This window comes from Paraeggerthella hongkongensis (assembly GCF_003726035.1).
Classification (GTDB): Bacteria; Actinomycetota; Coriobacteriia; order Coriobacteriales; family Eggerthellaceae; genus Paraeggerthella; species Paraeggerthella hongkongensis.
Genome location: NZ_QICD01000015.1, coordinates 1 through 20300, shown reverse-complemented (window position 1 = coordinate 20300; position 20300 = coordinate 1). Strand labels below are relative to the sequence as shown.

The 20300-nt window shown below is 61.4% G+C and carries 18 protein-coding genes; 12 read left to right on the top strand and 6 right to left on the bottom strand.

The features are described 5' to 3' along the window. The first annotated feature begins 92 nt into the window (after positions 1-92). The 7 genes from DMP08_RS08105 to DMP08_RS08075 all read left to right on the top strand — a co-directional run bounded on the left by DMP08_RS08105 (position 93) and on the right by DMP08_RS08075 (position 8539). The gene (locus DMP08_RS08105; protein WP_114566628.1) at positions 93-281 is read left to right on the top strand and encodes an ATP-binding protein; all 189 of its coding nucleotides are present in this window, start codon (positions 93-95) and stop codon (positions 279-281) included. Positions 282-983: 702 nt separating this feature from the next. Further along, positions 984-2894, top strand: coding sequence for a molecular chaperone DnaK (gene dnaK, locus DMP08_RS08100; protein ID WP_123192420.1), 1911 nt, complete (start codon positions 984-986; stop codon positions 2892-2894). A gap of 5 nt (positions 2895-2899) precedes the next feature. After that, positions 2900-3637: a nucleotide exchange factor GrpE gene (locus DMP08_RS08095; RefSeq protein ID WP_123192419.1), complete on the top strand. Its 738-nt coding sequence runs from the start codon at positions 2900-2902 to the stop codon at positions 3635-3637. Positions 3638-3756: 119 nt separating this feature from the next. Beyond that, positions 3757-4707, top strand: coding sequence for a DnaJ C-terminal domain-containing protein (locus DMP08_RS08090; protein ID WP_114566625.1), 951 nt, complete (start codon positions 3757-3759; stop codon positions 4705-4707). Beyond that, positions 4704-5096, top strand: a complete 393-nt coding sequence (locus tag DMP08_RS08085; protein ID WP_114566624.1) for a heat shock protein transcriptional repressor HspR — start codon at positions 4704-4706, stop codon at positions 5094-5096. Before DMP08_RS08090 ends, DMP08_RS08085 begins: the two co-directional genes overlap by 4 nt. A gap of 46 nt (positions 5097-5142) precedes the next feature. Further along, entirely contained in the window at positions 5143-7800 is a 2658-nt protein-coding gene (gene clpB / locus DMP08_RS08080) for an ATP-dependent chaperone ClpB (protein WP_123192418.1), read from the top strand. Between the two features lie 307 nt (positions 7801-8107). Next, complete coding sequence (locus DMP08_RS08075) at positions 8108-8539, top strand: universal stress protein (protein ID WP_123192417.1); 432 nt, start codon at positions 8108-8110, stop codon at positions 8537-8539. Positions 8540-8630: 91 nt separating this feature from the next. Here DMP08_RS08075 and DMP08_RS08070 read toward each other — a convergent pair whose 3' ends face one another. The 5 genes from DMP08_RS08070 to DMP08_RS08050 form a co-directional block, all read right to left on the bottom strand. Continuing rightward, entirely contained in the window at positions 8631-10010 is a 1380-nt protein-coding gene (locus tag DMP08_RS08070; RefSeq protein ID WP_123192416.1) for an FAD-dependent oxidoreductase, read from the bottom strand. Positions 10011-10164: 154 nt separating this feature from the next. Next, positions 10165-10524 (bottom strand): rhodanese-like domain-containing protein, encoded by a 360-nt coding sequence (locus DMP08_RS08065; RefSeq protein ID WP_244596873.1) that lies wholly within the window; start codon positions 10522-10524, stop codon positions 10165-10167. Positions 10525-10800: 276 nt separating this feature from the next. Beyond that, on the bottom strand, positions 10801-11655 hold the full coding sequence (locus DMP08_RS08060) for a TrmH family RNA methyltransferase (protein WP_123192414.1): 855 nt from the start codon (positions 11653-11655) through the stop codon (positions 10801-10803). Positions 11656-11669: 14 nt separating this feature from the next. Further along, a complete protein-coding gene (locus DMP08_RS08055; protein WP_123192413.1) occupies positions 11670-12308 on the bottom strand; it encodes a cysteine hydrolase family protein in 639 nt (212 codons plus the stop codon). Continuing rightward, entirely contained in the window at positions 12305-12979 is a 675-nt protein-coding gene (locus tag DMP08_RS08050; protein ID WP_123192412.1) for a Crp/Fnr family transcriptional regulator, read from the bottom strand. The genes DMP08_RS08055 and DMP08_RS08050 overlap by 4 nt, the downstream gene beginning before the upstream one ends. Before the next feature lie 151 nt (positions 12980-13130). Here DMP08_RS08050 and hcp point away from each other — a divergent pair, with 151 nt between their 5' ends. The 3 genes from hcp to DMP08_RS08035 all read left to right on the top strand — a co-directional run bounded on the left by hcp (position 13131) and on the right by DMP08_RS08035 (position 16764). After that, entirely contained in the window at positions 13131-14762 is a 1632-nt protein-coding gene (hcp, locus tag DMP08_RS08045) for a hydroxylamine reductase (RefSeq protein ID WP_123192411.1), read from the top strand. Between the two features lie 267 nt (positions 14763-15029). Further along, positions 15030-15962: a nucleoside triphosphate pyrophosphohydrolase gene (gene mazG / locus DMP08_RS08040; protein ID WP_123192410.1), complete on the top strand. Its 933-nt coding sequence runs from the start codon at positions 15030-15032 to the stop codon at positions 15960-15962. A 37-nt stretch (positions 15963-15999) separates the two neighbouring features. Further along, the gene (locus DMP08_RS08035; protein ID WP_244596872.1) at positions 16000-16764 is read left to right on the top strand and encodes a GTP pyrophosphokinase; all 765 of its coding nucleotides are present in this window, start codon (positions 16000-16002) and stop codon (positions 16762-16764) included. An 87-nt stretch (positions 16765-16851) separates the two neighbouring features. Here DMP08_RS08035 and DMP08_RS08030 read toward each other — a convergent pair whose 3' ends face one another. Further along, complete coding sequence (locus DMP08_RS08030; RefSeq protein WP_123192409.1) at positions 16852-17841, bottom strand: TDT family transporter; 990 nt, start codon at positions 17839-17841, stop codon at positions 16852-16854. 219 nt (positions 17842-18060) lie between these two features. Here DMP08_RS08030 and DMP08_RS08025 point away from each other — a divergent pair, with 219 nt between their 5' ends. Together DMP08_RS08025 and DMP08_RS08020 are read left to right on the top strand one after the other, a co-directional pair. Next, positions 18061-18948, top strand: coding sequence for a LysR family transcriptional regulator (locus DMP08_RS08025; protein WP_123192408.1), 888 nt, complete (start codon positions 18061-18063; stop codon positions 18946-18948). A gap of 135 nt (positions 18949-19083) precedes the next feature. Continuing rightward, positions 19084-20208, top strand: coding sequence for an aldo/keto reductase (locus tag DMP08_RS08020; protein ID WP_123192407.1), 1125 nt, complete (start codon positions 19084-19086; stop codon positions 20206-20208). Positions 20209-20300: the final 92 nt, after the last annotated feature.

Below are 20300 nucleotides of genomic sequence, written 5' to 3'. Positions count from 1 at the left end.
GCGGGAATAATGGTATCTTGCGGGCATGAAGTTTTGGGGAAGCCCTCCGGCCTTGGCGCTGGGTTGCTTTAAAGACGAGAAGGAGTGTTATCATGGCTCACCCGGTTATCGAAGCCGATGAGTGCATCGGCTGCGGCATCTGCGTCGATGCGTGCCCGCAGGAAGTGCTCGAAGTCGTTGGCGGCGTCGCTGAGGTTGTGAACGAGGACGCCTGCATCGCATGTGGCGATTGCGTTGAAGAGTGCCCCATGGGCGCCATTCCCGAGGTTGTCGAAGAGTAACTTCCTCACTCGGACTGCTCGCTTGAGCGGATTTGAAGCTCCCGTCTCCTTCGCAGGAGGCGGGAGCTTTTTGCATTCGGCGTTAGACGTGCAACGCTTTCAATCGGCGGGCCACCATCCGGTTGCCATGGCTTTTTCGCCTCCGATGCTGCCGTTGGTTCGGAGCGGCTCCTGGAAACTGGGCGCGAACCGGGACCTGTGACAAAGATTCGCGTGTTGGAGTTGCGCTTCCGAAAGAGTTGCCGGCAAAAGGCCTGGTCGCGTTTTAAAGCGCAGGCGAAAAGCGGCTTCGTTTGTGCTTGGGATTGTCACAGGTCCCGCTTCGCGCCCAGTTTTTCATTCTTGCGCGGACCGTGCCGATGCTACCGTTGGTCCGCGGTCTTATGAGCTTGTCGGAAGCGTCGGCTTTGCAACGGGTGCGTGCATGCTGCGTAACAAGTGCCGAATTGCCCCTGAAGGAGTTGCTGCGGTGTCTATAGTTGGCGTGTTGAAATAACTTGTGTGACAAATTGGTAACTAACTTGACAACCAAAGACTTAGATTATATATTCCAAAACATCGAAAGCGGATTGAGCTTGGATCTAGCATCTTTGCTTGGCATTCGCGGACGAGAACGCGCTCGAGGGCGCGTCCTTTATATGCATACAACGTTTCTGGCAACTGAACATTGGTTACAAACTCCAACAGAGAGGAAGCATGATAATGGGTAAGATTCTAGGCATCGACTTGGGCACCACGAACTCCGCCATGGCCGTGATGGAAGGCTCCGAGCCTGAAATCCTCGTCAACGCCGAGGGCGACCGCACCACGCCGTCCGTCGAAGGCTTCCGCAAGGACGGCGAGCGCGTGGTGGGCAAGGCTGCGAAGAACCAGGCTGTCACGAACCCCGAGAACACGGTCGCATCCGTGAAGCGCTTCATCGGCCGCTCCTTCAACGAGACGGGCGAAGAGCAGAAGACCGTCAGCTACAACGTCCAGAAGGGCAAGGACGGCCGTGCGGTCGTCGACATCGACGGCAAGGACTACACGCCGGAGGAAATCTCCGCCATGGTTCTGCAGAAGCTCAAGAATGACGCCGAGAAGCAGCTGGGCGGCCCGGTGACCCAGGCGGTCATCACGGTTCCGGCATACTTCAATGACGCGCAGCGCCAGGCCACCAAGGACGCCGGCAAGATCGCGGGCCTCGAAGTGCTGCGCATCATCAACGAGCCGACGGCTGCCGCGCTGGCCTACGGCCTTGACAAGACCAACAAGGACGAGAAGATCCTCGTCTTCGACCTGGGCGGCGGCACGTTTGACGTGTCCATCCTGGAGTTGGGCGACGGCGTGTTCGAGGTTGCGGCCACCGCAGGCGACAACCACCTGGGCGGCGACGACTGGGATCAGCGCGTCATCGACTGGATGGCCGACAAGTTCAAGGCCGAGAACGGCATTGACCTGCGCGCCGACAAGATGGCTCTGCAGCGTTTGAAGGAAGCCGCCGAGAAGGCGAAGATGGAGCTGTCCTCCACCACGCAGGCCAACATCAACCTGCCCTTCATCACGGCTGACGCATCTGGTCCGAAGCACCTGGACTACACGCTGACCCGTGCCGAGTTCGAGCGCATCACGAAGGACCTGCTGGATCGCGTTCGCACCCCTGTTGAGCGCGCGCTCAAGGACGCGGGCCTCAAGTCCGGCGACCTTGACGAGGTCATCCTGGTGGGCGGCTCCACCCGCATGCCCGCCGTGCAGGACATCGTGAAGAAGCTCACCGGCAAGGACCCGAACATGTCCGTGAACCCGGACGAGGTCGTGGCCATGGGCGCTGCCGTTCAGGGCGGCGTGCTTGCCGGCGACGTCGAGGGCATCTTGCTGCTGGACGTGACCCCGCTTTCGCTGGGCGTCGAGACCATGGGCGGCGTGATGACCAAGATGATCGACCGCAACACCACCATCCCGACCCGCAAGACCGAGATCTACTCCACCGCGTCGGACAACCAGACGTCGGTCGAGGTTCACGTCCTGCAGGGCGAGCGCCAGATGGCCGGCGACAACAAAACGCTGGGCAAGTTCCAGCTGACCGGCATCCCCGCAGCTCGTCGCGGCGTGCCCCAGATCGAGGTTACGTTCGACATCGACGCCAACGGCATCGTGAACGTGTCGGCCAAGGACCTGGGCACGGGCAAGCAGCAGCAGATCACCATCTCCGGCTCCACCGCGCTGAACGACGACGAGGTCGAGCGCATGGTGAAGGATGCCGAGCAGCATGCTGAAGAGGACAAGAAGCGCAAGGAAGAAGTCGAGATCCGCAACAACGCCGATGCTTTGGTGAACGCTACCGAGCAGACGCTGGCCGAGGTGAGCGACAAGGCTCCGGCTGACGTCAAGGCCGCTGCCGAGGAGGCCATCGCCGAGGCGAAGACGGCTCTGGAGGGCTCCGACATGGACGCCATCAAGGCTGCGACCGAGAAGATGCAGCAGGCCGGGTACAAGCTGGCCGAGGTCGTGTACTCCACCGAGGGCGCCGCTGCCGGCGCCGGTGCAGCTGCCGCCGAGACGGCTCCCGCCGACGATACCATTGAAGCTGACTACGAGGTCGTCGAGGACGACGACACGAAGGAAGGGAAGTAATCGCCATGTCCCAGCCGAGCACACCCTCGCCGGCGCGCGCGGCGCAAGGCGAAGGCAAGCAGATCCCCATCGAAGACGTCCGCGCTGCTGCCGAGGGGTCTCAGCAGCAGGGATGCGATGCCAACGCGGGCGACGGCGCCCCCTCTTCTTCCGACGCCGTGGCCGATGCTGTCCCGGTCGATCCGCAAGGATCGGCCGAGGGCGGCGCCCCCGAAGCCGCCGAGGCTGCTGCGCAATCCCAGCCGACCAGCGACGAGCTGGTCGCCCAGGCGCAAGCCGAAGCGCGCGAATGGCAGGACAAGTTCATGCGCCTGCATGCCGAATGGGACACGTATCGTCGCCGCACGACCGAGCAGCGCGAAGCCGAAAAGGCGCGCGCCACGGAGAAGCTCGTTTCCGGGCTGATCCCCGTGATCGACGACTTCGAGCGCACGATCGACTACGCGACCAAGAACGGTGAAACGGGCTTGTTCGACGGCGTGAAAGCGGTGCATGCGAAGTTCGTCGGCGTGTTGACGAAAGACGGCGTGCAGGTCATTGATCCGGCGGGCGAGGCGTTCGACGCGTTGGAGGCCCAGGCGGTTGCCACGGTCGATGACGCGAGCGTGCCCGACGAAACGGTGAGCGAAGTGTACCAAAAGGGTTACAAGATGGGATCAAAGGTCTTGAGACCCGCAATGGTGACCGTTACCACCGGCGGACCAAAACGCGAAAAGCCGCAGGAAGACGCGGAAAAGAAGTAAAGCAACGGCAAGCGGGCGACACCATACGGTAGCCCGCTTTTGCTTAATGATGAACAGGTAACAGCGAGGCTTCGGCGCGATGTCGTGGGCCTCCTTGAGTTGAAAGGAAGGTGGAGCGCATGTCGGCTACTCCCGACTATTACAAGACGCTGGGCGTTCCACGCACGGCGACGGCCGATGAGATAAAGAAGGCGTTCCGCAAGCTGGCACGCACGCACCATCCCGACGCCGGCGGCGACGAAGCGAAGTTCAAGGAAATCAACGAAGCGTACGAGGTTCTTTCGGACGACAAGAAGCGCAAGCTGTACGATCAGTACGGCACGGCGAACGAAAACCACATTCCCCAAGGCTGGGGCGGCGGCGCGGTGAACGTGGAGGATATCTTCGGCGGCGGCGCGGGCGGTTTCGGCAGCTGGGCCGACATTTTGGAGAGCATTCGCCACGGAGAAGGGGCCTTCGGCTCCGATTGGGATTTCAACGGCTCCGGTTTCGGCGGCGCCCGCCAGCCGCGCCCGCGCAAGGGCCAGGATATGAACGTGACGTTGAACGTGACGTTCGACGAGGCGTTTTCAGGTGCCGAGAAGCGCGTGACCGTGCGTGTTCCGGGCCGTGGCGAGTCGGAAACTTTGACGGTGAAAATTCCAGCCGGCGCTGTTGACGGCGGCCGCTTGCGCTTCAAGGGCAAGGGCGGTCCGGGCGAAAACGGCGGCGCATCGGGCGATTTGCTGATCACTACCAAGATCGACGAACATCCCTACTACAGCCGCAAGGGCGCCGACGTGCTCATGGACGTGCCGGTAAGCGTGGCCGAGGCGGCGCTGGGCGCGAGCGTGGTGGTTCCCACGCCCGACGGCACGAAGGTGCGCGTGAAAGTTCCTGCTGGCACGCAAGACGACACCGTTCTAACCGTGCGCGGCAAGGGCGCTCCCAAGGTGAAGGGCGAGGGCTCGGGCGACCTGAAAATTGCCGTTAAGGTGCTGGTCCCGAAGGAAATGAACGAAGGCCAGAAGAAGGCTATGGAGGATTATCTGGCTGCGACGACGGAAGACGTGAGGAGCTGGGCGCAATGAGCGAACGCACCGACCGCAACCGCCCGCTGTACATGATCAGCGTGGCTGCGCAGCTGGCGGGCGTGCATCCCCAGACCCTGCGCGCCTACGAGCAGAAGGGCCTCGTGTCTCCGCAGCGGACGAGCGGCAATACGCGCATGTACTCGCAAGCGGACATCGAGCGCCTGGAACTTATCAACGAGCTGACGGGCGAGGGCATCAATTTGGCAGGCGTCATCCGCATCCTGGATTTGCAGGGGCGCCTTGACGAGCGCGACAACGAACTTGACGACCTGCACAAACGCGTTCGCCGTTTGGCCGATCGCGTGCACGAGCTGGAAACGCGCGAGAGCGTCAGCGCTCTGGTGCGCGTTTCCGACTTGCCGCCCTCGTTTCGACAGCTACCCTAGCTAGACCTGCTTTTGCCATAGACGAAAGCGAAGGAGGAACGTGTATATGAATATGGGCAACCTGAATAAACTGGCTCTGAGCGCGCAGGAGGCGCTTCAGCAGACCATCGTCATCGCATCTGAAGCCGAGGCTTCCCAAGCCGAGCCGATCCACATGCTGAAGGCTCTGCTCGAGTCCAAAGAGAACAACCTGTCTGCCATTATCAAGCGTATCGGCGCGGAGCCTTTCCAGTTGCTTGCCAATGTGGATGCCGAAATCCAGCGCATGCCGAAGGTCAGCTCCAACAGCAACATGATGATGAGCGGCATTCCCGGCCCCGCTTTGCTGGGCGTGATCGACAACGCGGTGAAGGTGGCCGAGAAGCTGGGAGACAGCTATGCCACCAGCGAGCACCTGCTGATTGCCTTGTCTGAAGACAAGGGCGCGGCGGGCAAGGTTTTGAGCGTGGCGGGCGTAACGCGCAAGACCATCGAAGCCGCCTACGATGAGCTGCGCGGCGACACGCGCGTGACCGACCAACAGAATAAAGTGCAGTTCGAGGCGTTGGAGCAGTACGGGCAGAACCTGACCCAGCAGGCGCGCGAAGGCAAGCTGGATCCGGTGATCGGCCGTGCCGAGGAAATTCGCCGCACCGTGCAGGTGCTGAGCCGCCGCACCAAGAACAACCCGGTGCTCATCGGCGAGCCCGGCACCGGCAAGACGGCCATCGTCGAAGGCCTGGCGCAGCGCATCGTGGCGGGCGACGTGCCCTCCAGCTTGAAGGATCGCGACATCATCACGCTGGACTTGAGCGCGATGCTGGCCGGCGCCAAGTACCGCGGCGAGTTCGAGGATCGCTTGAAGGCCGTGCTGCGCGAAGTCAAGCAGAGCGAAGGCCGCATCATCCTGTTCATCGACGAGCTGCATACCATCGTGGGCGCCGGTTCCACGGGCGACAGTTCCATGGACGCGGGCAACATGCTGAAGCCCGCCCTTGCCCGCGGAGAACTGCACGCGATTGGCGCGACCACGCTTGACGAGTACCGCAAGTACATTGAAAAAGACGCCGCCCTGGAACGTCGTTTCCAGCCTGTGCTTGTCAGCGAGCCTACGGTTGAGGACACTATTGCTATCCTGCGCGGCCTTAAAGAGAAGTACGAGATCCATCACGGCGTGCGCATCACCGATAGCGCCATCGTTGCCGCAGCGGAGCTTTCGAACCGTTATATCTCCGATCGATTCCTGCCCGACAAGGCCATCGACCTCATGGACGAGGCGGCCAGCCGCCTGCGTATCGAGATCGACTCCATGCCGGAAGAGGTCGATGCCGCCGAGCGCAAACTCACGCAGATGCAGATCGAGGAGCAGGCGCTCATGAAGGAGAGCGACGAAGCTTCCCGCGAGCGTCTTGACGTGCTGCGCCGCGAGATCGCGTCGGCTCGCGAGGATTTGGACAAGCGCAAAGCCGAATGGCAGAACGAGAAGGACGCGATCGAGAGCGTGCAGAACCTCAAGCTGGAGCTGGAAGGCGCCCAGCTTGAAGAGGAGCGCGCCACGCGCGAGGGCGATCTGGTGAAGGCGTCCGAAATTCGCTATGCGCGCATCCCCGCATTGCAGCAGCAGCTGCACGTCGCCGAGGAAGCGCTCAACGTCAAGCAGCAGGACGGGGCTATCCTGAAAGAGGAGGTGTCCGACGACGAGATCGCCGAAGTGGTGTCCACGTGGACCGGCATCCCCGTGCAGAAGATGATGCAAGGCGAAATGGCGAAACTGGTCGATCTTGAGGAGAAGCTGCACGAACGCGTGGTGGGCCAGGATGAGGCCGTGTCCTCGGTTGCCGGCGCTATTCGACGCAACCGGGCGGGCTTGTCCGATCCGGATCGTCCCATTGGCAGCTTCCTGTTCTTGGGCCCGACGGGCGTGGGCAAGACGGAGCTGGCCAAGGCGCTGGCGGAATACCTGTTCGACAGCGAGAAGGCCATGGTGCGCATCGACATGTCCGAGTACATGGAGAAGTTCAGCGTGCAGCGCTTGATCGGCGCGCCTCCGGGATACGTGGGCTACGACGAGGGCGGCCAGTTGACCGAGGCCGTGCGCCGCAAGCCGTACAGCGTGATTTTGCTGGACGAGATCGAGAAGGCCCACCCGGACGTGTTCAACATCTTGCTGCAGGTGCTCGATGACGGCCGTTTGACGGACGGGCAGGGCCGCGTGGTGTCGTTCAAGAACTCGATCATCATCATGACCAGCAACGTAGGGTCGCAGTTCATCCGCGAATTTGCCGAGCATGGCGACGAGAAGGCCATGAAGCAGGCCATCGACGGCGCGCTGCGCGCGACGTTCAGGCCCGAGTTCATCAACCGTATCGACGACGTGGTGGTGTTCAACGCGCTCAACATGACGAACATCGAGCCTATCGTCGACCTGCAGCTTGAGGAAGTGCGCGCGCGTTTGGCGGATCGCCGCATCACGCTTGACGTCACGCCTGCTGCGATGGAGCACTTGTCCATCGACGGCTACGACCCCATCTTCGGTGCCCGCCCGCTCAAGCGCCTTATCCAGCGCGAGATCGTGGATCGCATTGCGCAGAAGGTGGTCGAGGGCAATCTGCGCGACCGGAGCCATGTGCTGATCGGCATCGATCAGGACGGAAACTACGAATGCACGGTCGAGGCGCCTTTGGATTTCGACAGCTTGACTTTGGATGCGACGCCCATCGACTAGCGTGTTGCTTGCGTGATCGAGCGAAGGGTCCGGCAATGCCGGGCCCTTCGCCGTTGCGGCGCCGAAGCGGGATGAGACAAAGGGACGGGGTCAATGACTCATTTTGCGCAGCGCGCAAAATGAGTCATTGACCCCGTCCCTTTGTCTCATCCCTTTGTCTCATCGCCCGCCCCTCTGTTGCTGTGGATTGCTTTCGCTACGTTCACGTTACTTGTTTTACGTGGTCAGGGGGCAGGAAAAGCCTTATACTGAAGAGGAAGCAGAGGCGGCTGGCTCAAGGCTTGCCGCGACCGAAAGGGGGCCGATCATGGCTGTGAACAACCTGCTTGTTGCGTTTGACGAATCCGAGGGCGGTCGTCGCGCGCTCGATACGGCCGTCAGCTTGGCCGAAGTCAATCCCGCGGTGCATATTGATATCGCGTATGTCGTTCCCATCCCGCTGCTGGATGAAAGCCAGATGGCCAGCTTCAAGGAAATCCTCGACATGATGATCTCTGACGGAGAGGACTTGCTTGCGGAGGCGGTTGCGGACGTGCGCGAAGACGTGGCTGCGCGCATAGATTCGCTGCTGCTGACGGGTACGAACCCTGCTACCGAGATCCTGAAGCTGGTCGATCAGCGCGATTATGATTTGGTGGTTGTGGGAAACAGGGGCTTGAGCGGGCTCAAGGAATACCTGGGAAGCGTGAGCCATAAGATTCTGCATGGCTCGAAGATTCCGGTATTGGTCGCGAAGTAGCAGGATCTTTCATATGGATTCGCCAACGTGCGGACGGTTCGACCGTCCGCACGTTCTGTATGCGCGCCCCTCGCGGTGCGGGCAGCGGATCTTAGAGCCCTGAGAATAGGTCGTTGAACGCTTCGGTCATGGTTGGATGCGTGTACACGGCATCGCGCAGCGCCTGGTAGGGCAACCCTGCATCGATGGCCAGTTTTGCAATGTTGATCATTTCGTGGGACTCTTCGATGAAAAGATGAACTCCCAGCAGACGATCGGTGCTTGCGTCGACAATCGCTTTGAGCAGACCGGTTGTTTTGCCGATGGCCTGCGCTTTCGGAACGGCGGCTGCCGGGATTTGCGCCGTCTTCACGTTGAAGCCGGCATCGCGCGCTTCCTGTTCTGTCATGCCGACGCGCGCGAAGGGCGGATCGAGGAACACGGCGTACGGAATGGCGCCGCGGTTCTTCGTGGTGCGCTCGCCCGATCCCCATGCGTCGTCGCGCACGATGCGGAAGTCATCGAGCGAGATGTACGTGAATTGCGGTCCGCCGGTCACGTCGCCCAGGGCCCAGACGTTCGGAGCGGTGGTGCGCAGATGCTCGTCCACCTGTATGCCGCCGCGCGCGTTCGTTTCGATTCGCGCCGCCTCAAGATTCAGCCCGTCGATATTGGGCCGACGGCCCGTGGCGACGAGCACGGCGTCGGCGGGGATGTGCTGCTCTCCGTTTTCCGTATTTGCAACCACCGTTGCCTCGTTCGCGGCATCTTCTATGCGCAGCACGTCGGTTTTGCTCATGACGAGCAATCCGCGGGCAGTCAAGCTGGCCAGCACGGCATGGGCTATATCGGCGTCTTCGCGGGGGAGGAACGTCTCGCCGTTCTGCACGATGGTGACGTGCGATCCGAAATTCGCGAACAGAGAAGCGAACTCGAGCCCGATGTACCCACCGCCTAGTATGACGAGGCGTTTCGGAAGCGTTGACAGATCCAGCAGCGTTTCGCTCGTGTGGACCCGCGGGCCGTCTATCCCGGGAATGGACGGAACGAACGGGCGCGATCCGGTGTTGATGAAGATGCGGTCGGCTTCGATGATGCGGCGGTCGCTTTCTCGCCGGCCTTCCACAAGGTCTAGCGCGATGCGGTTTTCATCTAGAAACGAAGCGCGCCCGTCGATGACGTCGACGTTCGGCAGGTTGGCCAGCTTGTCGTAGTTCTTCGCTCTCAGCATGCTGACCACGCGATTCTTTTCGGCGTGCGCGGCTGCGTAGCGCTCGGCTTGCTGGGCGAACGTCCCGCCCTGCGCTGCGGAGAGCTCGGCGGCATGGACGAGCGCTTTTGTGGGGATGCAGGCCACGTTGATGCACGTGCCTCCGTACCGTTCGGGGGATTGTTCGATGAGCGCCACGCTCTGTCCTTCGGCGGCAAGGGCGCCGGCAAGCGTTTTTCCTCCCTTGCCGAATCCTATGATGGCTGCGTCGTACTTCTTCATGGCGGTTCCTTTTCTTCGTGGGGTTTTCGGAGCCTTTGCCTTGCGGGACTCGTGCGCGTCCAGCAGCCGGTTTTGCGGAACAGTTTGCCCATACCCGTCCACGTGTCTGCTTGTGCGGAACGCGCACGAGCCTCGCAAGGCAAAGGCGTCGGCGCTAGCTCCCGTTCGGCTGGGATCCGGCTACGGTTTCGCCGTGCCAATCGATGATGCCGCCCATGTCCGTGACGTTGCGGTAGCCCAAGGCGATCAGCTTCTCGGCGGCTTGCTTGCTGCGCACGCCCGAGCGGCAGTAGATCAACAGCTCCTCGTCAGGGTTGGCTAGTTCGGCGGGCTTGGACGAGGCGATGCTTTCAACGGGGATGTTGATGGCGCCTGGAATGTGCTTCTCGGCGTATTCTTTCGGAGTGCGCACGTCCACCACCGTGACGCCGCCTTGCTCTATGATGCCTTGGGCTTCGATCGAGCTTATGGTTCGGTAGGTGGTTGGTGCAGCGGTTGTGTCGTCATTCGTCATACGTGCCCCTTCTTCGGTTGACGGCGGTGCTGAACAGGCGGCCATCGCCAGGATGCCCGTTGCCGCAAGGGCGACAAGGCTGAGTGTCAGGCCGAAGCGCTTCGTTCGGTGGTCCATGGATCTCGCTCCCTCTTGGTTGCGGTGCCTCGGTCGGTGCATAACTGTAACATTAACAAGTACAGATAAGGGCGTCAAGAAATAATAGCGAATTGCTGTGCAATTCATAGGTTCCGCATGTTTCGGACGAATCGCGGCCGTGAAGGGCTGCTGCAGGTTCTACCGAGCGCGCAATTCCCAGAAAGCCACCGCGCTTGCGGCCGCTACGTTGAGGGAGTCCACGCCGTGGGCCATGGGGATGCGCACCGTGTAGTCGCAGCGTGCGATGGTGCTGCGAGAAAGGCCGTCGCCCTCCGTTCCCAGCACGATGGCCAGCTTTTCCTCGGTGGCAAGAACGGGGTCGTCAAGCGACACGGAATCGTCGGAAAGGGCCATGGCCGCCGTTTTGAACCCCAGGCTATGCAGCAGGGGGACGCCCTCTTCCGCCCAGGTGCTGTGGCCCGTTGCGCGGGCGGCATCATCGTCTCCGATGCGGGTCCAAGGTACTTGGAACACGGTTCCCATGGAAACGCGCACGGCGCGGCGGTACAGCGGATCGTAGCACGAGGGCGTGACCAGCACCGCATCCAGGTTCAGCGCTGCGGCGGAGCGGAAGATGGCCCCCACATTGGTGTGGTTCGTAATGTCTTCGAGGACCGCGATGCGTCGAGCGTCGGCGACTACGTCGGCAACGCCGCGCGGCTTGGGACGACGAAAGGCGGCCAGCGCGCCGCGGGTCAGCTCGAAGCCGGTGAGCTTCGCCAGTTCGTCATGCGGCGCGACGAACACGGGAGCCTCGGGGTGGTCGAGGGCGATGCGGTCGATGACGGGCTGCAAGGCGGGAACCCATTTCGCCTCCATGAGCATCGACAGAGGTTCCAGGCCGGCTTCGAGCGCTCGCTCGATAACCTTTCCCGATTCGGCGATGAATATGCCTTTCTCGGGTTCGAGCTTGCTGCGCAGCTGCGCTTCGGTCAGGCGCGCGTATGCGTCGAGCCGAGGGTCTTCAAGCGCGTCGATCTCCAGCAGGGGCATGAGTACCTTCTTCCTTAAGCGTTGCGTTGCGCTGCGCGCGCGTTGGCTGCCGTGTCGCGAACGTGGGACAGGCCGTGTTCGCAGAACTCTTTGCACGTCATGATGTGCGCTCCAATGCAGGCCATGTCCTGAATGTTGGCCGCTTGCACGGCGGGGGTGCGCGATGACGTGCGGTCTTCCACGACCACCACGTTGTAGTCGAGCGACAGCGCGTCGTAGCAGCTGGTCCGAATGCAGTTCGGCGTGGTGGTGCCGATGAGAACCACGGTGCCGATGCCCAGCCTCCTGAGCGTCAGGTCGAGCGACGTGCTGAAGAACGCGGAGAAGCGCGGTTTCACCAGCACGCGGTCGCCTGGTTGCGGCGCGAGCGGCGCCGGCTCCTCAAGCGAGCGCGGGCTTGCGCACGCGCTCGATACCGGCTTGCCGCCTTCGGCCCATGCTTCGTGTCGGCAGGCTTCCACGTCCGACCCGTCTTCGGCATACGAGCGCACTATATGGAACACGGCCATGTCCATGTGCCTGGCCGCATCCAGCGCGCGGGCGCATGCGGGCACCGTGGCGGCTGCGCCCGCTACGCACAAGGACGATGACGCGTCGATGAATCCATGCTGCATGTCGATGATCAGCAATGCGGCGGTGCGGGGGTCGATCATAGGGCGCTCCCTCGGGTGATTTCGAATTGGCTTTTATGATAATCGATCAAGCCCTCCCGCTTCATGCGGGAAAGCTCGGCGCACATGGCGCTGCGGTCTATTGACAGGTAATCGGCCAATTCTTGCCTGTCGAACGGGATGGTGAATCGACGTCCTCCGGCCGTTTCGGCCTGGTCGGACAGGTACGACAGCAGCTTCGCCCGCGTTGTGCGCTTGGACGTGTGCTCGATCTTGCGGGTGAGCGCATGCGTGCGCCGCGCCACCACGCCCAGCACGTTGCGAATGAGCTGCGCGTGGAATGCGCAGGACGTGGGGCACATGGTGGTAACGCGGCCTACGTCCATGAACAGGACCGTCGTTTCCTCGGCTGCTATCACGTTGATGTCGTAGGCAAGATCCTGCTCGCAGGCGTACACCTCGCCGAAGGACTGCCCCGGACCGAAAGATGCAAGGATGCTGCGGTTTCCCCACCAGTCCTCTTTTTCGAGCCGAACCGATCCTTCCAGCACCAGGCCCATGCTCGACGAGGAGTCTCCTATGCGAAACACGGCCGACCCTTTAGGGTAGCTGCGCTGGTGCGCGCCCAGGCATTGCAGCATGGAGTCGATATGCTGCGGGTCGATGCCGTGGAACAGGGGCGAGCGGTTGATCAGATGGGCATAGCGGTCCATTGTGCTCCTTTGTTGGAATTGCAACGGAAAGCATAGCGGTTGTGCCGTAGGGTTGCAAGCACGCAAGACGAGAGCGGGCGAGCGCGGTTCGGCTCCATGGCGCATGCTGCGGGCCAAACGAGGCGCGGACCCTCGAAAGAGAGGAAGGGCAATGACGGATGCGAATGCGATGTTCTGCTTCCAATGCGAGCAGACCATAGGATGCAGCGGTTGCACGGGCGCTGCGGGAGCGTGCGGCAAGCAGGCTTCCACCGCCCAGGTGCAAGACGAACTGACGGGCGCGCTCGTGGGTCTGGCGCGCACCGTGCGCGCGGCGGGCGTGACGGGCGATGCCCGCCGCGCGGCCGACGATCTGGCGATGGAAGGGCTGTTCGCCACGTTGACGAATGTGGATTTCGACGATGCCGAGTTGGCCTCGATCGTGCAGCGCGTTCATGCGCGGCGAGCCGGCATCGCCGCCTCTGCCGCAGTGGAGGAGACGCCGGATTTCGATCTTGGCCAAGTTTGGAATGCTCCCGAAGACGTGCGTTCCCTCAGATCGCTCGTGTTGTTCGGGCTGCGCGGCGTGGCTGCCTATGCGTATCATGCGGCGGTGCTGGGGTATCGCGACGAAACGGTTTCGGCGTTTCTGCATGAAGGCTTGGAGGGCGTTGCCGATGCCGAAGCGGACGCCTTGCTGCCCTTGGCGCTCAAAGCGGGCGAGGTGAACCTGCGATGCATGGAGCTGCTCGACCAAGCGAACACGCAAACGTTCGGCACCCCCGAGCCCACCACCGTGTCGCGTACGGTGGAAGCTGGTCCGTTCATCGTGGTTACGGGTCATGACCTGCATGATCTTAAACTTTTGCTGGACCAGACGGCTGGTCGCGGCGTGAACGTCTACACCCACGGAGAGCTGCTTCCCGCGCATGCGTATCCGCTGTTCAAGCAGTATCCTCATCTCAAGGGGAACCTGGGCACGGCCTGGCAGAACCAGCGCGACGAGTTCGCGGAGCTGCCCGCGCCCATCCTGTTCACCACGAACTGCCTCATGCCTCCGGCATCCTCCTATGCCAATCGCGTATTCACGACCGGCGTGGTGGCGTATCCGGGCGCCGCGCACATCGGTGCTGCGGAAGATGGCAGCAAGGACTTCGGCCCCGTCATCGAGCGCGCGCTCGAGCTGGGCGGGTTCGCCGAGTCGCGCGTATTCGCAGCCATCGAAGGCTCGCGCGGGGAGAGCGCTGGCGCCGACGCGTCGCTTGTGACCGGGTTCGGTCACGGCACCATCCTGGGAGTTGCAGACACGGTGGTCGATGCGGTGAAGCAGGGCGCTATCAGCCATTTCTTCCTAGTGGGCGGATGCGACGGCGTGCGCCCCGGGCGCAGCTACTTCCGCGAGTTCGTGCAGAAAACCCCTGAGGACAGCATCGTGCTGACGCTTGCGTGCGGGAAGTTTCGCTTCAACGATTTGGATTTGGGGTCCATCGGCGGTCTGCCGCGGCTCATGGACATGGGGCAGTGCAACGACGCGTACGGCGCCATCAAGGTGGCCGTGGCTCTGGCCGAGGCGTTCGGGTGCGGCGTGAACGACCTGCCGCTTACCTTGGTGCTTTCATGGTACGAGCAGAAGGCGGTTTGCATCTTGCTGACCCTGCTGCATTTGGGAATCAAGGGCATCTATCTGGGCCCCACGTTGCCGGCGTTCGTGTCGCCTGCCGTTTTGGACGTGCTGGTGCGCGAATTCGACGTGCGCCCGATCGGCGACCCTGAAGAAGACCTGGCCGTGATCTTGGGAGCGTAGCGCGTCTTTCGCTTCGATCTTCAGCCGGCGACGGCCCCCGTGTGCAGCGGTCGTCGCCGGCTACGCATCGCGCGCGCCGGTTTTGCCGGCGTTCGATGAAACCCATCGTTTTGACAGACATCGGTTTGCCGCGTGTTATCAAGCCTTTGAACTGGATGTATTGTAGCTGCGGGACGGCTGCGGAGGTGCTGCGATTCGAAAATGAGCGACCCCCGCTTTTCCGAGCGGTATACTGCTGGCAAACAACCGCGAGAAAGGACCGTCCCCATGGTCGAAGCACCTGCAGAATCCGCGCTCGATATCGCCTCTCATCCGGTCGACCATGCTTCGTTCGATCGGTTCGTGGCCACGATCGCCGCTTTGCGCGCACCCGACGGCTGTCCGTGGGATCGTGCGCAGACCCATCAGAGCATTGCGCACAACATGATAGAGGAGGCCTACGAGGCGGTCGACGCCATCGAGTCCGGGGATGCAGTTCACCTGCGCGAAGAGTTGGGCGATGTGCTGTTGCAAGTGGTTTTGCAGAGCCAGATCGCTTCCGACGCGGGCGCGTTCGACATCGATGACGTATGCGCCGACGTGAATGCGAAAATGATCCGGCGGCATCCCCATGTGTTCGGAGAGGCGCATGTGGCAAGCGCCGGAGAGGTGCTAGACGTATGGGACCAGGTCAAGCTGTCCGAGAAAGGCGCGTCCGATCAGGTTCCCGAAAACGCCGACGCGCAACCCGACGGCCTGCTGAGCGGCGTTCCGACCAGCTTCCCCGCGCTTATGCAAGCGCAGAAGATTTCACGCAAAGCTGCGGCCGTCGGCTTCGAATGGGAAACGCTCGACGACGTATGGGCCAAGGTGCGCGAAGAGATCGCCGAGCTTCAAGAGGCGTACGCCGCCGCCCCGAAGGCCGCGAACGGCAAGGTTGATGCGGGTGTGGGCGGCTCTGGCGCCGAAGAGCTGGTTGCTGCGGTGGAGTTGGAGCTCGGCGACGTGCTGTTCAGCCTGGTCAACGTTGCGCGTCGCATGGGCGTGGATGGCGAAGGGGCCTTGCGCGCCGCATGCGTCAAGTTCCGCTCTCGTTGGTCGTTCATGGAGGGCGCGGCATGGGCGCAGGGGCGCAGCATCGAGGATCTGTCGTCCGACGAGCTTGAAGCATTATGGGATCGTGCAAAAAAGGTTTCCCCATCGGGAAACCTTGCCCAGTAGGCTATCATACGATTCCCTGAACACTGCGGTGAGGAGCATGAACATGGAGGTGGCGTTCGGCGTGAAAGACGAACCCTCGTTGTCGGATGATCGGGTCGATCAGGGCAAGTCGGCCGAAGGCGGCGCGATGCTGCCGGCGTTTCGCTCGAGCGATGATCTTCGCGGGCCTATCGAGGATTTGCAGCGGTTGCGCGAGGCAGAGGCGAAAACGCGCGAGATAATCCAAAAGTACCAGGCTGCCATGCGCGAGATGCAAGTGCGTTTCGAAATTTTGGACCAAGACCTCAATCTCAAGAAGAATCGCAACCCCATCCATCATATAGAGTCGCGCATCAAGAAACCTGCGAGCATTTTCGAAAAGCTCGAGCGGTACGGCAAGCAGCCTACGCTTGAGAACATGGAGCGCTACATCATGGATATCGCGGGCATACGGGTGATATGCTCCTATATCCATGATGTGTACAATTTGCTGGAGCTGTTGCAGCGGCAGGACGATCTGACCATCGTCACCGTGAAGGATTACATAGCAAGTCCGAAGCCCAACGGGTACCGAAGCCTTCACGTCATCGTGCGCATTCCGGTGTATTTCCTGGATAAGAAGGAGTTCATTCCGGTGGAAGTGCAGCTGCGCACGATTGCCATGGACTTCTGGGCCAGCCTTGAGCACGACTTGAAGTACAAGGCCGTCCGCGAGGTCGAAGGACTTGACTCCTATGCCGAGCTGAAGGACTGCAGCAAGATCATCGAGGACGTTGAGGCGCGCATGCAGATTCTTGCGCGGGCGCTTGAAATGGGGAAGTGATTCAAGGCGCCGCGTGCGGCGCGTTCGAACGATTGCGGTACGGCGAGGGGCCTGGCGTGCGTGCAGCGTGCCAGGCCCCTCGCTCGTTTAGTTGTCGAAGTTTTCGGAGAAGTGCGCGATCTGCTGGTTCTCTTGCAGAACCGCTTGGCTTTGGGGCTCCTCGATGCGGCGGACGAAGAACCGAACATAGTGGCCCAGCACGTAGCCGACCATGACGATGGCGATGGCCGTTTCCGCGATGAACAGCACATCGAGCGCCTCGGGCAGCATGATTCCATTCGCGCGGAAGAACGCGAGGGCTTTGCCAAGCGCGGTTGCCGTGATCACGAAGGGGAACGTCATGGCCGCATAGCTTGGGTAGAAGCGCAGGCGAAGCAGGTGGGGCAGCCGCGAAAGCACCATGATGAACAGCACCTGCGCCAGCACCAGCATCGCGCCCGCGAACAAGGGATTGGGATCCGTTGCCGTAGCCAGGTACCCAACAAGGGACAGGCTCATGGGGGCGGTGTAGATGCAGAACAGCGGACGCGCGGCTTCGGGGATCTCGTGCTTTGCGTAGCGGTACGTCACCAAAGCGAAAAGCACCAAGTAGCAAGCGAACCCGAACCAGAACAGAACGTGGCCCGTTGCCGTCATCCCGAACGTGGGCGATGTGACCGACGCCACGACGATGCCTACGTAGCAGATGAAGTACGTGGGAAACACTTCATGCAGCTTGAAATGCGCGATGAACCGAGCGGTGAACCATCCTATAAGGGCGAGATGCGCGATGACCGCCGCCGCCCAGATCAGGGAGGCCGGTTCGTACGCGATAGGGGCAAGATAGGTGGCCAACTGCATGAGGGACATGAACAAGGTGGCGCTGACGCTTGCCATGATGGAGTTGTGCAGGTCGTCTTGGATCATGGAGGGGAAGAGGATGATCTTTGCTCCCAGCATGACGATGAGGACGAGGGCGAGCGCTCCGCAGACAACGTGGAGCACTTCGGTGTAAGGTTGCAGCAGATTGCCGAGCGCCGCCAAGCCGAGGGCGACGCCCGCGGTGGGAATGGGGACTTTCTGAATGACGTTGCGCACGGGATACCTTTCTGTTCGGACGCATCATAAACGAGGACAGGTCGCGTTTCGGTGCGCCGCGCGATCCTTCATGCGAAACGCGCAGCACCCGCTCTTGACGCGATTTGATGCATTCTTCCATAGTGCAACAAAAAATAAAACTAATATATAGTTATGTAATCATAAGATAGTATTATGATTATGGGAAAGATGGAGCGACGGAAGTGAAAAGAGGCCGATATGCAGGACTTTCGCGTTGCGACGTTTCTGACGGTGTGCCGAACGATGAATTACACGCGCGCCGCTGAGGAGCTCAATGTGACCCAACCTGCCGTTTCTCAACACATCGCGTATTTGGAGCGGGCGTACGGAGCGCCGTTGTTCGACTATCGAAACAAGAAGCTTGCGCTGACAACGGCGGGGGCCATGCTGCGCGACGCTTTGGCCACCATGGCCCACGACGAGGCTCTTTTGCGCGACCGCATAGCCAGCGCGGCTGCCGGACTGCGCGTGGACCTGGCGGTGGGGATGACGCTGACCGCGGGCGAGTACCTGGTCGCCGCTCCTTTGGCTGATTTCCTTGCTGTCCATCCCCAGTATCGCGTAACCGTTCGATCCGGCGATACGGCTGAGCTGTTGGGGCTTTTGGAGGCAGGCGAGATCGACTGTGCGTTCGTGGAGGGCTTTTTCGATAAGAACTCCTACGAGTGGGACACGTACCGAAGGGAGCGATTCGTGTGCGTCTGCTCGTCCGACCATCGTTTCTCGCGCGAACCTCGCCGGATCGAGGATCTATTGGACGAGCATCTGCTTATAAGGGAACGCGGTTCGGGCACGCGCGCGGTGTTCGAGCATGCCCTTGCCGAGCATAACCTTTCTGTAGGGGGCTTCAGCCAGACGAGCGTTGTCGAAAGCCTCGATATCATCAAGGTGTTCGCCAGGCGCGATTTGGGCATCGCGTTTCTGTACGAGGCTGCCGTGGCGCGCGAACTGGAGGAAGGGTCGTTGCGGGTTCTTGACCTCGAGGGATTCGACGTGGAGCACGACATAGCTTTCATTCGGCTGCGGCATAGCGTGTTCGAGCAAGAGTTCCAGCAGTTGTTCGACGACCTTATTGCGTGTGGATGAATCTTCGGACAGCGAAAACCCGCTTTCGCGCTATTGCCCGGAGTTGCGAAAAGGCGCTTGACCTAGAGTCCGCTCCAATGGGTATGATGTACGCGCCGCCAAATAGCCGGATACAGCAAACAAGAAGGAGCGTCCATGAAACCAGCATTTCAAGCCACGTCGAAGCTGGGTTTCGGTTGCATGCGCCTGCCTTTGACGGATCCGCAAGATCAGACGAGCATCGATCTGGAGCAGTTCAAGGACATGGTGGACGCGTTCATAGCCGGCGGGGGCACGTATTTCGACACCGCTTTCGTATACCACGAAGGCGCTTCGGAAACTGCTTTGCGCTCGGCGCTGGTGGAGCGCTATCCTCGCGACGCGTTCACGCTTGCCACGAAATGCTTGGCTTGGGCCGCTCCCGACGCGCGAACGGCGAAGGGAAACCTGGCGATCTCTCTTGATCGCTTGGGCGTCGACTACGTGGATTTCTACCTGCTGCACAATGTGGGAGGCGCTCGTACGGCTAAGTTCGACGCATACGGCATGTGGGATTTCGTCAGGCAGGAAAAGGCTGCAGGACGCATTCGCAACTGGGGATTCTCCATGCATGACGGCGCCGAGGCCTTGGATGCGCTGCTGACCGCCCACCCTGACGCCGATTTCGTGCAGTTGCAGGCGAACTATCTTGATTGGGACGACCCGGTTGTGGAATCGCGACGCTGCATGGAGGTTGCCTGGAAACACGATGTGCCGGTGGTGATCATGGAGCCCGCGCGCGGCGGTCGTTTGGCTGATCTTCCCGCCCGCGTTGCCGAGCCGCTCCTGGCGTGTCGTCCGGACTTGAGCCTGGTTTCGTGGGCGTATCGCTTTTGCTACAACCTGCCGAATGTCCTCACGGTTTTGTCGGGCATGTCGACCGCGGATCAGGTGCGGCAAAACGTTGCGGAGTGTCGAGCAAATGCCCCGTTCGCGCCTGAAGAGCAGCGCGCCCTGGACGAGGCTTGCCGCGTTTTGTCGAGCATGGCTTCCATACCGTGCACGAACTGCCGCTATTGCGTGAAGGATTGCCCGGAGAGCGTGGTCATCCCTGAAATCATGGGCCTTTTGAACTTGGAGCTCATGACCGAGAACCGGGATTTCACGAAGGGGCTGTACAGTTGGCAGGCTGCTCCGGGACCTGCGTCGAAGTGCGTGGCGTGCGGCGCATGCGAGGCCATGTGTCCTCAGGGCATCGATATCATCCATCAACTTGAGGTTGCGGCGGACCATTTCGAATAGGGGTGCGCTGAGTCTTTCGACGGCGGGGCTGCAACGGACCCGGAAGCGTTTTGCCGAACGAGATTTTGCGCCCAGCCCCGAACCCCCAGCCC